We start from the raw sequence: 13864 nt of genomic DNA on the forward strand, positions 1-13864 counted from the left end.
CTTAGGCTGATGAAAAGCAGACAAAATTCAAAATTGCCTGTTTTTTTGATTGCCATCCTGAAGCTGCAGCAAAGCTTTCTACTCTTTATCTGTCTGCTAAGCTTTTCAAAGATGCCGTATGCCAGCATTTTCCCTTAAAGCTTCCCGCTGCTTTATACGATTCACAGTCCGACAGCTTCTTTATTTATATGTATGATCAGCTGAAGATACCTCCGTTATAGCGATACTGGGCATAGAGCATAACTCCGATTTTTCGGAAGCAGACCGCCAAACAACACCGGCAGAAAAAGCACCTTTTGGCACGACAGAATCACTGCAGAGCTGACAAAGCACATCCCCACAACAGCAAGCCCCACTCCCATCAGATGCAGATAGGGTGTGATATCCTCTTCCTTCATATTCTGATAATGATAATCATGCAGAAATGCAATACGCCTGCGCATGCCAATCTCCACTGCAAAATAGAGCATCAGCGCACCCAATGCCAGAAAAATAATAGCTGCCATATCGCTTCCTCCCATTCTTTTTCATCATTATATGCTATGTATTATTATTTCACAAGACGCAAAACGGCATACGTTCTCTTGTGCGGATGCTAAACGAAAAAGCCTGTAGGCATCGTTTTCGTGAAGGACTCAATTCACTGCTCGTGTAAAATATGTGAGGCTTCCTCTGATGATGACAAGAGCATAGAAGGTACATGTCCTTCTATCTCTAGTGTTTTACAGCCTTTGCACTGATTATTTAAAGCCCAAAATCATAACGGACTATAGAAAAAAATCATGTTTTTAGCACTCTAGTATTGACAGTGCTAAATTATGTGATATAATAACAGTGAAGATGAGGTAAGGTACCTGCAGGACATGGTTTTAGGAATCGAGGCGATGGATACAGTATTGCTTCCCGCAGATATTTGTACACATCTGAAAAATCTGAATCATACAATACGATAGAAAGAGGTGGACTTTATGATGAGATTTTTACCAGACGTATTTACAGACACATTTGAAGACATGTGGAAGGATCCGTTTTTCACAAAGAGCAACAGCTGCATGAAAACAGATGTTCGTGAGCTAGACGGTAACTATCTGCTGGACATGGAGCTGCCTGGTTATAAGAAGGAAGACATTCATCTGGATTTAAAGGATGGATACCTCAACATTACAGCCGCAAAAAACAGTTCCAACGAAGAGAAGGATGACAAAGGAAACATCATCCGTCAGGAGCGCTACAGCGGTTCCTGTGCAAGAAGCTTTTATGTCGGAAATGCAATCCGTGAGGAGGATATCCGTGCAAGCTTCGACAACGGCGAGCTGAAAATCACCTTCCCGAAGGAAGAGAGCCGCAAGGTTGAAGAAAAACGCTTTATTCCTATTGAATAAGTGTGAGAGGATGCGTAAAAAGCATCCTTTTTCTTTTTGCCAACCCGGTTCCATGGTATACTAATATTAGAGGTGAATTTATGACAAGCTGGATCAAAGAAGCAGTATTTTATCACATTTATCCGCTGGGCTTTGTTGGCGCAGCGCAGTATCATGAGGAGGAGATCACGCACTCCATAAAGAAGGTGGAGGACTGGATTCCCCATATGAAAAAGCTGGGAGTCAATGCCTTGTACCTGGGGCCGGTTTTTGAAAGCCATGAGCATGGCTATGACACAAGCGATTATCGTATGCTGGATCATCGCTTAGGTACAAACGATGATTTCAAGAGGGTATGCGACAGCCTGCATGCAGCCGACATCCGCATCGTTTTGGATGGTGTGTTCAATCATGTCGGTCGTGATTTCTGGGCATTTCGCGATGTTCAGGAAAAGAAGGAGAAATCAACCTATTGCGACTGGTTTTCCAACCTGCACTTTCATGCACGCAGTCCGCTGAATGATGATTTTACCTATGATGCATGGGAAGGACACTATAATCTGGTAAAGCTCAATCTGGAGAATGAAGAGGTTGTTCGCTATCTGCTGGACAGTGTTGCGATGTGGATGGATGAGTTTCACATCGACGGCCTGCGCCTGGATGCAGCCGATTGTATACGTCCCGAGTTTTTTCGCAGACTGAAGGCGTTCTGTAAAGAAAAAAATCCGGACTTCTGGCTGATGGGGGAAATCATACACGGTGATTACAACCGCTGGGCAAATCCCGACATGCTGGATTCCGTTACCAATTATGAATGCTATAAGGGACTGTATTCCTCTCACAATGAAAGGAATTATTTTGAAATCGGATATTCCTTGAACCGGCAGTTTGGCAACGGTGGAATCTATCAGGGACTGGATCTGTATAATTTCGTCGATAATCACGACGTAAACCGTCTGGCAAGCACCGTTAAAAACAAAGAGGATCTGTTTAATATATATACCATCCTCTTCACCATGCCGGGAATTCCAAGCATTTATTACGGCAGTGAATATGCAGTTGAGGGTAGAAAGCACAACGGCAGCGATGCCGATATCCGCCCCTGCCTGCAGCTGTGTGAGTTTGATTCAGAAAAGCTCTGTGAGCACCTTGCTCTGCTTTCTTTCGTGCATAAGATGAGAGCCTGCAGCCACGGCAGCTATGAGCAGGTACTGCTTCGTAATGAACAGTTTGTATTCTGTCGAAGCTGTGAGCAGGACAGTCTGTATATCGCATGCAATGTGGCAGATGCGGATTATGAAGCAGAGCTGCCTATCCCACAGGGCTGCTGGAAGGATTTTCTGCGTGGCACGACATACAGAAGTGAAGGCGGAAGCCTGCAGCTTACCATTCCCGCAAAGAGCTCCTGCATTCTGTATAAGGATAACGAGAGTGAACAGACTGTGACAGAAGATTGCAGCATTTCGTACGGGGAAGCCCGGGACCTGATGGAGGAAGAACAATCAGCGGTATACGCAGTACCAATTTTTGTAAAGCCGTTAAAGGAAGCAGAGGGTCTTCCGGTGGAAGGCATGGAAGTAAAGCCTGGAAAATACCGCCATTTCAAAGGAAAATGCTACAGCGTGCTGTATGTGGCAACACACAGTGAAACGCTGGAGCGCTATGTTGTATACCGGCAGCTATATGGCAACGAGGAGGTCTGGATACGCCCTCTTGCTATGTTTTGTGAGAGCATTCTGGTTGATGGCGTACTGACACCACGCTTCACCTATATCGGAAAATAAGAGGAAAAGCATCACCATAAAGAAAAAGACTTATCCATGGAAGCAGGCTGTTCTGCACTTATCGCATACAGCGATTGTTTCCGGATAAGTCTTTTATTATAGTAAAGCCTTTTTCATGTTTCTGAAGTTAATCCCTGCCTTTTTACACGGCTGTCTGCATAGTCAGCCTCACAACGCCTGCACATAGGCCTGTATAACAGCGTGAATCTGCTCGGACTGCAGCATCGCACTGCTCTCGTTCATCAAAGTGGTTACAGCATCCAGGCCGAGAGGAAGACTGCGCCGCATGCGGTATGCAAACGGCTTTGGAAACAGATGCAGCTGCTTTGCAATCGATCCGATAAGCAGGAACCGGCAATTTTTCTCAACAAAGGACTGCATTGTACTGGCTTTTGCTGGATAATGATAAAACAACACCTCATGCAGATAGGTATGCAGGCGTTGTGCAAGGCGCAGACGCTGTCTTTTCCCGTGCAGCATGCTTGCAAGTGTATGCTGGCACAGAATGCGATCCTCCTCCATATCCTGTATATCATCTGCCACCTGTAAAAGAAAACCGTAGGCGATACAGAAAAATGCTTCTTTTTCAGAAAGGTCTCCATCCATCAGATAGCCGTCAGCCAAAACAGAGGCTCCCCCCTTGTATATGGATATCCTTCGTATTTCTTCTTCACAAAGTCTGCTGTCCTGCTGTACGGACAAGATCTGGCCCTCCTGAATGCGCAGAAGTGCATCATACACATCCGGAAACTGTTGGCGGGGAAAAGTATCCTCAATCATGGAAACAAGGGCATCTACCTGACGATACAGGTCTGCATCCATCGGCCTCTGTTCCCCCTTCAGACGTTCGCTCAGCCAGCTGTTAAACGCCTTTTTCCGTTGTTTGTCAATAGCAGGGTCATCCAGAAAATTATCGGTATACGGATACAGCATACTGTAGGCGAAGATCGCCTTGTGATAGCACAGCTTCCGCTCCAGCATACATTCCAGCAGCAAAATAATCCAGACATTCCGCATTGCCTGCATGATATCATCCAGCTCAAGCGCAGTATCAAAGCACATGGCATCCCGAACGAACTGCTTGGTAATGGATAGGAATTCCTCCTGAACCGCAGGCTTTAACACCGCGAAATTCAGAACGGATTCACTGCGAAGCAAAGCAAGAACACGTCTGTCCATTTCCGTTTTCCACCCTGCATCCTCCAAATTTTCTGCAGCATGCTGTAAAAACGTTTCCCAGTCTGCTTTCAGCTCTACCGCTTTCCTCCTGTTATCTTTTTGTACCTGTTTTTTCACAGGGGTTAGCCTTAATCTGGTACAGCGGCAGTTGAGCCACAGTCTGTCACACTCCCTGACCAGCTCCTCGAAGCTACTCATCCTTCAAACTGCAGATCGATATCCCCCATACTGCTGTGTAGCTGAAGGTAGTTGTCACTCGATCGATTCCCTTCCTCTGCATCACATGACAGCTCCCATTCCCGGTTTTGGATCTGTGTATCTCCCATTGTATTTTTAACCCTGTAGCGATAATCCTTCTGATCTCCGCGAACATGAATCATGATATCACCCATGCTGCTTTTCACTACACTGTTTCCATAAAGCTGTCCATCCACCTCAATATCTCCGGCAGATTGCGCAATCGCCAAATCCTTGGAAACGATATGTTCCAGCGTAATATCCCCTAGCTTTTCTTCTATGGTGATATGCTTTGCGGACAGGTTTTTCAGCTGAATGTCACCAAGCTTATCTTCAACGTATATTCGCTCATACTGCTTATCCTTCAACGTAACTATAATCGTATCATTTCGATTCCGATTTCCTTTGCTTATATCCGGATTGTCTACAGTAACCGTTACATTGCCCTTCTCCTGTTTGATGTTCACTTTCTCCTTGCGAATATCGAGGAATGTAATTTTATTTTCCTTTCCCCGTTCAATCCGGACATCTCCCAGAGTGACGTCAAGTGACAGCGATTCCACTTCCTGCAGCGACTGATCCCAGCGCTCCTTATAGCTGTGCTTCTCATCCTCCCAGGATGTAAAATCAAAGCTATCTCCCAACTGTATACCGAAGCTTCCGTTAAACGGCCACCAGTCTACCGTATCCTTGTCAACATGCAGATAGCGCAAATCGCCCCCCTTTGCGATCCCCACACCAATACATAAGGATCCCAATACCATCAAAACTACAGACACCACAACCAGTGTACGTATCCCTCTATGCTTTTTCATGCCGTTTTCCTCCCTGTGCCTTATGATACAGCCGTGTCAGTGCATTGGTAAACGCAGGCAGCACGGTACGAATGAGTGAAAAAAACAAAATAGAAAGCAGTAAGCCCAAGCCAATACATAAAAATCCGCCACCTGCCGCAATCCATGCATTGGATGGCGTATGGTAGTTTGTAACAGCACTTGCCATCAGAGGTATCCCTGTAATCAATATAGAGGCAAAGGATACAATACCGGCTACGCCCAATGCAAATACGGTAATCACAAGTGCAAACATTACGGCAATAGCCGCAAACAGAAGCGGAAGAGCAATCGGCAGGGCACAGATACCAAGAATGATCATCCCTGCATTTTTCAATGAGCTGTTTGGATTATTTCCTCTGCGATAGTTTCTATGCTGCTGTTCCTGACGTATGGACCTCTCTGCCTTCAGCTGTGCTGCAAACTGCGCCGGTGTCCCTAAATCATCTATGACCTGCTGGTCATTCCCATCCCCTGCTTCTTCAAAATATTCTTCACAATACGAAACTGCATCCTCCACCTCAGATGGTGAAAAATTCGCAAGCCTTCGCTTCAGTTCCGCTATATACTCAGCCTTCTTCATGTTCTTTTCCTCCCTCCAGAATACCACTGAATTTTGTTGAGAATGCCTTCCATTCCTCAACATACTCCCTATATTTATTTCTTCCTGCATCTGTCAATCGGTAATATCTTCGATTTCTGCCCATATGCTGCTGGTCATAGGTTTCCAGATAGCCTTCTCTCATGAGTCTGCGCAGAACCGGATACAGTGTTGACTCACTCACACTCATTACAACCTTTACCTCCTGCGTTAGACGATATCCATAGGTATCCTCCTTGTGCAGCGTTGCCAGCACACAGGCGTCCAGCAATGCAGAGCCAAGCTGAAATGTCATATACATCACCTTTCTTCAACAATATTATACGCCATATAATATTGTAATGCAATCATATATCATAGGAAAGATCAAATAAATGTAACAGCCTGTATCCGCAGCATGCTTTATATACAAAAAGCCGGGATGAATGAACTCCGGCTTTTTTCCTATGGCAGCAAATAACCGCTGCATTTTTTTCCTTACAGAACAGAAGATTTCCGGATAATCAAGGTACGGGACAAGTTCTGCATGAAAAACCACCCTGCCTGCGACACCTTCAATTCTTCCTGACGCTACCTGTTTCCACCAGCAGCACAGGTGCATTATGTTCTCCGCTTCATCTCCAGCATTGCCGCATAATGCTTTATATTGAAAGCCGCAGGGGCATTCTTTTTTAGCAGCTGCAGGTGTTCCTGTTCCCATGCTTTCATCGCTTGATCAGAAAGAGAGGCCCCCACACCCCGACAGGCCTTCATTCTCCCATTCCAGGATTCTCTGGTAAAGGGAATATCAAGGGCATATTCCTCATGTGCTACCGGTTCAAACACTTCATATACACAGTCAGGCAATGAAATAGGGTGCATATACTCTCGGGCTCCTGACCAGTTTGGGCTGTATTTTAAAACCAGCTGCTCGCTTGCACCTGCGATCGCATCCTCTTGAGGAAGCCAGGCCATATATAAAAAGAGAAGCCTCCCCTCCGGTTTCAGATACTGAAGCAGCTTTGGAAGCAGCCTTTCATAATCAAAATACCAAAAACACTGACATGCTGTAATGACGTCAAAGGTATGGCTGGTAAAGCTGATATCCTCGGCAGATACACAGAAATAAGATATATTCTGGTTCATTTGTCGTGCAAGTGCCTTCGCCTCTTCAATCTGCTGCTGGGAAATATCCGTTCCTGTCCAGTTGGCACCATAGGTGTACATGTTCCTAGGCAGCACACCGGTTCCTGTTCCCAAATCAAGCACACGCTGATTTGCGACACATAATCCACGTTCTGCAATTTTTTCATAAAACACAGAGGGATAAATATCCCGATACTTTGCATAATCCTTTGATGTCCGGCCCCAGTCGAATGCATTCCCGGCATCTATATTCTTATTTGTAATTTTCACAACGGCATCTCCCTTACGCATCTATATGCTTATTTCTATTATTATACACCATTCCTTCGTGGATGAATTACAATCGAACAAGCAAGTGCTGCTTTTCCGCGTGCCTGTTTCCATAAGCAGGCAGAGGATGGCGAAATGTAAAGTAAGACAACTGCATTCCATTTTTTACAATTCTTGCTTTTGCAATTCACTTCTTACTATACTTTTGTATTTTATATATTCCCATCGGATTTTCACTAAATTTCACTTATCTCCAGTCAAACTGACATTCGATCTATAAATAAGCACCCAGAGCAGTCTTGCTCATCGGGAGCAATATAGCTTCCTTCTGTGCAATCAATCGTTCCTGATCAGGCATCTCATCTATACAATATATTCTAAAGCAAGCATAGAATTGCTCCATTCCATTGATTGTTCTGTTCATGCGGTGCACATGGTTTTCTCATAAAACATGCACATTCTACTAGATTTGAAATTTAAAAACCATGCTTGCCGACTTCATGTTTTTTTAATGAAAGGCCTATTGTAAAACGCATGCCATCCTGCTGTATCCCTTACTCACAGCTGTCAGTATCCTGTCGTATTCAGACCATAATACCATTCATTGTCATCCCTGTTCCTTCAACATGGGAATTAGATTAACAGAATTCACTTGTTCGATCTGTTTCTGTGTGAAATATGTTATTTTCTATACACCTTTTCGCACTGTACACTAACTATTCACATATATAAACCCTTTTCGTACCCAAAACGGACAATGTAAAATAATTTTGATAGACTTTTATTCCCTAAAGTGACATGATGTATCCGAAAGGAGAACATGCATATGGAGATAGGAAAAAAATTAAAGGAAGCTCGTATCAATTCCGGACTGACACAGGAACAGGTGGCCGAAGATATTAAAGTTACGAGGCAGACAATCTCAAATTGGGAGAAATGAAAGATCGTATCCGGATATCATGAACGTTATTGATCTGAGTAATCTTTATTCTCTTAGTCTGGATGATTTATTAAAAGGTGATGATAAAATGATTGAGCATTTAGAAGAAAATACGAATATCGTGAAAAGCAATCGTAAGCTGATAGCCGCTATCATGATCAATGTTTTGCTTGTGATACTCCTTGTGGCATTCAATATGTTCCTGCGGGATAATCAATATTATTTGATAGGTGTCTTCTGCTTTGCTATCATCAGCTCTGCTGCTTTACTTTATCAGATCATAAAAAAATTATAGGAGGAAAATATGGAAACAAAAATGATGATTTCAGCAGTTATCAGTGGTGCTGTTCTTATTGTAGGAGCATTGGAAATGATCTATCAGATCTATCATATTACTGTGATCGACGCTACAGCAAGGGGATTGAAGCATCCAAAGCTTTGGGGATTTCTTGCAATGAACGGCAATCATACAAGTGGATTGCTTCTTTATCTTATTGGCAGAAGAAACTATCCACTCATTGATCTATCCCCAGATAGTCAATCCGAGATTGAGCGTAGAAAGAAAGCAGCCGGTATCGGTTTAATCTTCCTTGTCATAGGGGCGATTGGTCTAGTCATCAGTATCATGCTCTTTTAAATACCTGTAAGTATTTTACCACCCATACGCAAACATAAAAGGCACACTACGCTAGGAATGAATACAAACTATTCTAACAGAGTGTGTCTTTTATATAAAATAAAAAAAACGGATTCCCGAAATCATGGAAATCCGTGCATTATAATAACAGCACTGAACACGCCGGATTTGCAGCAGTCATCACGTTACCTGCATCATGCAGCGGTATCTGTAAAGACACCTCACAGGCACTGTTGTTCACCTTAACACGGCAGGCACGCAAGCCTGTGAAAGCATGAAAGCTAATCAATCTTTGTTCGTATTTTCTTTCTGAGCTTAAATAGCAGACGTCCCGTGTATTTCTCATTTTCCACAAGCTGCTCATAGGCATCCAGCATCCCTGCGGTATACACAAATCCCAAAAGCCCTGCGGCTAAACCCAGAAATATAAAAGCATGGTATTCGCTCCATGGAAGGTAACCGCGCTTCGTGGCAGCCAATGCAACGATTCCCGCAACAAACAGGATGCAGCAGGGAACGGCCACAAATCCATATTTTTTCCGCCGTACCTGATATTCCCTGCAAAGCTCTTTCCTGTATTCATAGTCAAACAGCAGTACCTCCTGCTTCAACACGGCATAGGTGTCCTGATCATGAAACATACCGATGACAACCGCACAGATTCCAAGGAAAATAAACACCCCCATACCAAGCAGACGCCATGAGGAATGATTCGGAAACATACAGAATGGAATGCCGGCCAGTGCCCAGAACATAAATCCCACTGCTACGCTTCTGCTTACCCTGCTTTCCTTCATCAGAAACCCCTGCGCCATCTCTTTGCTTACATAATACCCCTTCTCCTCAGTACCCTCTTTACACGTATCATCCTTTAACAGATAATCCACGGACACTCCGAATATATTTGACAGCTGCAACAGCTTTTCCGTTTCCGGATAGCCCTGATTATTCTCCCGCTCTGCGCGCCTTCGGTGCATTTGCTGAATGCCTGCCTGGTCGTTTTGATCTGCTCTGCCAGCGCCTCCTGTGAGAGTCCCTTTTCCTTTCGCAGCTTCAACAGCTTTTCTCCTAAATTCATAAATCTGCCTCCTCACTCAAACACAGGTACATCATACCAAATCTCCATGTTATCTTCCATAGCTTTTCGCATGCACTTGCGCAACGCTGCGTTGCATTTCTGAATTTTGCAGTGATTCTTATAAAAAAACCCTGTCGTTAGATTCACGTTAGATTCAGCAAGGCTTTTTTACGATCGCTTTATCCTAAATCTGATCGAAATCTTTGCGGCGTTTTCTTTCCTACGGTATGATATCATCACAGGATACGATAGCCTGCTTCTGCAAGTATCCTCACTGCATTCTCAAACTGTTCCTCCTTCATCAGGATATAATCGGTGTTGTACGTAGATATGGCAAAGATGCCGATGCTTTTTTTCGCAAGCAGCGTTGAAATCTCGGACAGAATGCCGATCAGGGAGAAATCCAGAATTCCCTGTATGCGAAATGCCTTCCAGTGATCTTCACGCTCGATGGTATTTTCCGGTACCTCCTCCTGTAAACAGACAAGTGAATTTTCCTCATCTGTTTTTCCTATAAAGCAATAGGTGCTGTTCAAATTCACCATGGAATAATCCACCACCTTGCATACGGAAAAGCTTCCGTCCAGTTTTTTCAGCTCCATAAAATCTCCTTCTTTGTTTTCTTCAAGCTCACATTGGCTTTAAGTTATTTTCCAGCCGATCCATCATCCATGCAAGACGCCGGCTGCGACCCGCTTCTGTCTTTGCATCGAGATAAGCACGTGTATATGTCTTTTTCACAGATGCCGGCATCTTCTGAAAATTAGTATAAGCCTGTGCATTTTCCTTTAACAAGGCAGCAACTGCCGCAATCTGTTCCTCGCTGATTGCAGAAGGAGAAGCGGCGTTGTCCCACTGTCCGTTCTTTTTCGCCTCTTCTATTTTCCTGCGTCCGTATTCCGTCATGGCACCGCATGCTTCCAGCTCCTGAACCAGCGCCTTGTTTTTCTGTGACCATTTGCTGCCAGCTCTTCGCGGCGCAAAATACTTCTTGTAGGATGTACTTCATCACGCCGTCAATCCAGCCAAAGCAAAGTGCCTCCAGTAAAGCATCGTTTGCGGACAGTGTTTCCACCTCCTTTGTTTTGCCAAATTCCAGCCACACCCCTTCCCTGCGCCGACAGTTTTCGCTCAGCCATTCTCTGAATGCTTCCCGTGTTTCAAATCGCAAAAGCTCGCTCATACATTTCCTCCTTTCTTAAGCTGCCGGTTTCAAATCACGTTATCCCGGCAGTTCTTTTTCTGTTATGGCTTTTTCAAAGCCCAATTCATGCAGTGTCAAAGTATCATCAATAACCTCATGATAGATGCCCTTCGCCTGAATAAACCCGTTTTTCTCATACAGCCGGATGGCCGGTGTATTGCTGTCCACCGCAAACAGCCGTAAAACATCTGCCTGCCGTTCCTTTGCACAACGCATTGCTTCCCGTATCGCTGCTCTGCCAACACCCTTTCCCATCGCATCCACATGCACACCAAGGCGGTCAAGATACAGGGCTTTCTGTCCTGATAGATGCCAGTCGACGTGCTGTTCCCCCTTATTATGCTCGCATAATGCAAACGCAGCCAGTATCCGGGCATCCTTCTGCAGGACATACATACGCTCCTGTTTAATATCCTCCGGAAAACAAATGCAGGGATACACCGCATCCCATATACAGATTTGCTGTGCATACATATGTGCAATAATAGCTTCATACATAACCTGCAGCTGGGGCAGATCCTGTTTAACCGCTTTTCTAATGATCATACCGAACTCTCCTTACGCTTTTAAAAGTAGCCTGAATGTGTTTCTTATGCAATAACGATTTCATATCCTATAAGCCACAGACTTATTTCCCTTACCCAAGCCTTTTCTTACCGCGCTGATCCCGATACAAGCGTCAGGTTTTTCATTATTATAACAAAATCAAACAGAATATATATCCCTTTCTGCCATTCTTTTCTTTTTTGTGTAATCTAACTGCCTGCTTCATTATGATCAACAGGAATCAAGCAGGGTACATCTGTTGCATTTTTGTAAATTATTTACAATTTTTATTGGAAAATCATCCCTTTATACCCTTATAATTAAAAAGAATGTATAATTTTAATGTCGAAAGAGAGAAGCATATTATGCCACAGGATACATACGATTTTAACCGTATTGATTTGAATGAGATTTACAGTCTGTTTCACACAAAAGATGAGCGCAGGCTGGATTCCGTTAAGGAATTCATAGAAGCAGAAAACTATATGAAGGCTATTCATAAACTGAATGAGTTTTCTTCAAGCAATGAGCCCGCTGTTATTTTAAAGGGTATCCTTTTCCTATACCTAGGGGATATGCAGAAGGCCATTTCATTATGGAAGCCATATATCAAAAAGAATAAGGCGCACCCTCTGATGATGAGATACTATGCCATCGCCTGTCATTCCAGTGAAAAGTACAAAGAAGCAGTAAGGGTTTTTAAAACCGTTTATCCAACGGATACCAGAAAGGATGAAATCGTCTTATCGTATGCATTTTCCTTAAAAGAAGTTCATAAATACAAGACGGCACGGAATCTTATACTGCCCTTTTATTCCTCCACTGTAGGAGATGACCTGATAGCTGTTATTCAAAATATGGAGTTTACAACCCTTCTTCTGGAGCTTGATGTACTGTTACAGGATGAAGATTCCTATTCTGCACACTTTGCGCCCTATTTGTCACAGCTTTCCTCCGTTATGATTTTTGAGGATGCAAAGGAATTACTGGCATGCAATATCGTCATTTTGTCGGGTTATATGTCCACAAGGCGCTGTGAATGGCTGGCACCGCACTTTTATGAGCTTGTCAGGCTGACAGACAAAAATAACTATTTAAAAGACACGCCATATGAGATCGCCGTAAAGCGCGGCTATACCAGCTGGGAATCCTACTTTTATCAGCAGGATGAGCAGGTGCCAAAACCGTTGAAGGAGATTGGTTTGTACCCTCTTGAAGAATTGGAAATTGATGATGAAGTAAGTCAGAGTGTTATCTGCTGGAATGCCGCAAAGCTCTATCAGACACAGCCGGAATGCTTTCGCTATATGCGCAGCACGTATCCTCACACCTGGAATAAAATAGAATATATCGTGGATAAATTTAAAAGCAAGCCAACGGATTATCAGAAGCAGGTGGAGAAAAAGATCATGCTCTATGTGGATTATTCGCAGCAGGAATTACATGAAGAACTGGAAAGAAGATATAAAAAAGCTTATAAGACTGAGCATGACAGCTGACAGTCTTCAATATATGAAAATACGAGTATTCGCATTTGGTTCATTCTTACCTTAAAGTGTTTAAAAGAGAGGATTCAATTCCTATTGAACTACAGTCATGTTGAATTCTCTTTTTTTAATTTACCCGCTATCGGGCAGAAATACGCATTTTTATATACCATTTTTCTATAAAACAATGTAATTTAAGATAATACGTTCTATGTATCCATTTGATATTGAAATCATCTATGGTATATTCAACGCTATATCTGACACAATCATAAGAAAACAGGAAGTATCGTTCACTTCTTGTTTTTTATATACGCTGAAGCAATCTGCTATTTCCGGCTTTGTTGAGAAAGGTTTAAAGGCTGGCGATCAAACCAAACGCTTATCGTATAGTTCACCGGCTGATTCAAGGTATGCCTGCATAACAGATTCCCTGGGCTATATCATAAATCACGCTTTTTCTCTATTGTGTGCTTCCGTAAAAAAAAGCAGGAAGAAAAACAGCCTGCTTACTATAAACTTGAATGTTACATGAAGAATAGCATTTATAAAAAAGAAAATCCGCAAAACTCGATTCTGATC

17 protein-coding genes are annotated in these 13864 nt (G+C 43.4%); 7 read left to right on the forward strand and 10 right to left on the reverse strand.

The genetic code is table 11. The features are described from left to right. Nucleotides 1-215: 215 nt before the first annotated feature. A complete protein-coding gene (locus ACG3M1_RS16210) occupies nucleotides 216-506 on the reverse strand; it encodes a hypothetical protein (protein WP_009270818.1) in 291 nt (96 codons plus the stop codon). Nucleotides 507-968: 462 nt separating this feature from the next. Here ACG3M1_RS16210 and ACG3M1_RS16215 point away from each other — a divergent pair, with 462 nt between their 5' ends. Next, a complete protein-coding gene (locus ACG3M1_RS16215) occupies nucleotides 969-1382 on the forward strand; it encodes an Hsp20/alpha crystallin family protein (protein ID WP_002609751.1) in 414 nt (137 codons plus the stop codon). Nucleotides 1383-1462: 80 nt separating this feature from the next. Continuing rightward, nucleotides 1463-3145, forward strand: coding sequence for a DUF1653 domain-containing protein (locus ACG3M1_RS16220; RefSeq protein ID WP_009270819.1), 1683 nt, complete (start codon nucleotides 1463-1465; stop codon nucleotides 3143-3145). Nucleotides 3146-3313: 168 nt separating this feature from the next. Here ACG3M1_RS16220 and ACG3M1_RS16225 read toward each other — a convergent pair whose 3' ends face one another. The 5 genes from ACG3M1_RS16225 to ACG3M1_RS16245 form a co-directional block, all read right to left on the reverse strand. Then, the gene (locus ACG3M1_RS16225) at nucleotides 3314-4522 is read right to left on the reverse strand and encodes a hypothetical protein (protein ID WP_008817844.1); all 1209 of its coding nucleotides are present in this window, start codon (nucleotides 4520-4522) and stop codon (nucleotides 3314-3316) included. After that, nucleotides 4519-5376 carry a DUF4097 family beta strand repeat-containing protein gene (locus ACG3M1_RS16230; RefSeq protein WP_009270820.1) on the reverse strand — a complete coding sequence of 286 codons (858 nt, stop codon included), beginning with the start codon at nucleotides 5374-5376 and terminating at the stop codon, nucleotides 4519-4521. Before ACG3M1_RS16230 ends, ACG3M1_RS16225 begins: the two co-directional genes overlap by 4 nt. Continuing rightward, nucleotides 5363-5977, reverse strand: a complete 615-nt coding sequence (locus tag ACG3M1_RS16235) for a DUF1700 domain-containing protein (RefSeq protein WP_009270821.1) — start codon at nucleotides 5975-5977, stop codon at nucleotides 5363-5365. Before ACG3M1_RS16235 ends, ACG3M1_RS16230 begins: the two co-directional genes overlap by 14 nt. Continuing rightward, entirely contained in the window at nucleotides 5964-6290 is a 327-nt protein-coding gene (locus ACG3M1_RS16240) for a PadR family transcriptional regulator (protein ID WP_009270822.1), read from the reverse strand. The genes ACG3M1_RS16235 and ACG3M1_RS16240 overlap by 14 nt, the downstream gene beginning before the upstream one ends. Nucleotides 6291-6595: 305 nt before the next feature. Next, on the reverse strand, nucleotides 6596-7411 hold the full coding sequence (locus tag ACG3M1_RS16245) for a class I SAM-dependent methyltransferase (RefSeq protein ID WP_009270824.1): 816 nt from the start codon (nucleotides 7409-7411) through the stop codon (nucleotides 6596-6598). A gap of 805 nt (nucleotides 7412-8216) precedes the next feature. Between ACG3M1_RS16245 and ACG3M1_RS16250 the strand changes: the two genes are divergently transcribed. The 3 genes from ACG3M1_RS16250 to ACG3M1_RS16260 all read left to right on the forward strand — a co-directional run bounded on the left by ACG3M1_RS16250 (nucleotide 8217) and on the right by ACG3M1_RS16260 (nucleotide 8967). After that, entirely contained in the window at nucleotides 8217-8330 is a 114-nt protein-coding gene (locus tag ACG3M1_RS16250) for a helix-turn-helix transcriptional regulator (protein WP_008817849.1), read from the forward strand. An 88-nt stretch (nucleotides 8331-8418) separates the two neighbouring features. Further along, a complete protein-coding gene (locus tag ACG3M1_RS16255; protein ID WP_227761476.1) occupies nucleotides 8419-8625 on the forward strand; it encodes a hypothetical protein in 207 nt (68 codons plus the stop codon). A 9-nt stretch (nucleotides 8626-8634) separates the two neighbouring features. Continuing rightward, on the forward strand, nucleotides 8635-8967 hold the full coding sequence (locus ACG3M1_RS16260; RefSeq protein WP_008817851.1) for a hypothetical protein: 333 nt from the start codon (nucleotides 8635-8637) through the stop codon (nucleotides 8965-8967). A gap of 281 nt (nucleotides 8968-9248) precedes the next feature. On the opposite strand, the gene ACG3M1_RS16265 is transcribed toward ACG3M1_RS16260, so the two are convergent. The 4 genes from ACG3M1_RS16265 to ACG3M1_RS16280 all read right to left on the reverse strand — a co-directional run bounded on the left by ACG3M1_RS16265 (nucleotide 9249) and on the right by ACG3M1_RS16280 (nucleotide 11795). After that, nucleotides 9249-9944 carry a helix-turn-helix transcriptional regulator gene (locus tag ACG3M1_RS16265; protein WP_022300422.1) on the reverse strand — a complete coding sequence of 232 codons (696 nt, stop codon included), beginning with the start codon at nucleotides 9942-9944 and terminating at the stop codon, nucleotides 9249-9251. Nucleotides 9945-10281: 337 nt separating this feature from the next. Then, nucleotides 10282-10647, reverse strand: coding sequence for an ACT domain-containing protein (locus tag ACG3M1_RS16270; protein ID WP_008817853.1), 366 nt, complete (start codon nucleotides 10645-10647; stop codon nucleotides 10282-10284). A gap of 28 nt (nucleotides 10648-10675) precedes the next feature. Next, nucleotides 10676-10951, reverse strand: coding sequence for a YdeI/OmpD-associated family protein (locus ACG3M1_RS16275; RefSeq protein ID WP_009588638.1), 276 nt, complete (start codon nucleotides 10949-10951; stop codon nucleotides 10676-10678). Nucleotides 10952-11267: 316 nt separating this feature from the next. Next, the gene (locus tag ACG3M1_RS16280; RefSeq protein ID WP_008817855.1) at nucleotides 11268-11795 is read right to left on the reverse strand and encodes a GNAT family N-acetyltransferase; all 528 of its coding nucleotides are present in this window, start codon (nucleotides 11793-11795) and stop codon (nucleotides 11268-11270) included. Nucleotides 11796-12160: 365 nt separating this feature from the next. On the opposite strand from ACG3M1_RS16280, the gene ACG3M1_RS16285 reads away from it, so the two are divergent. Beyond that, nucleotides 12161-13294 (forward strand): tetratricopeptide repeat protein, encoded by a 1134-nt coding sequence (locus ACG3M1_RS16285; RefSeq protein ID WP_008817856.1) that lies wholly within the window; start codon nucleotides 12161-12163, stop codon nucleotides 13292-13294. 199 nt (nucleotides 13295-13493) lie between these two features. Further along, a complete protein-coding gene (locus ACG3M1_RS16290; protein ID WP_044947913.1) occupies nucleotides 13494-13817 on the forward strand; it encodes a hypothetical protein in 324 nt (107 codons plus the stop codon). Nucleotides 13818-13864 lie beyond the last annotated feature (47 nt).

It is taken from the genome of Clostridium sp. 10cd*, assembly GCF_044336395.1.
Taxonomy (GTDB): domain Bacteria; phylum Bacillota_I; class Bacilli_A; order Erysipelotrichales; family Erysipelotrichaceae; genus Clostridium_AQ; species Clostridium_AQ innocuum.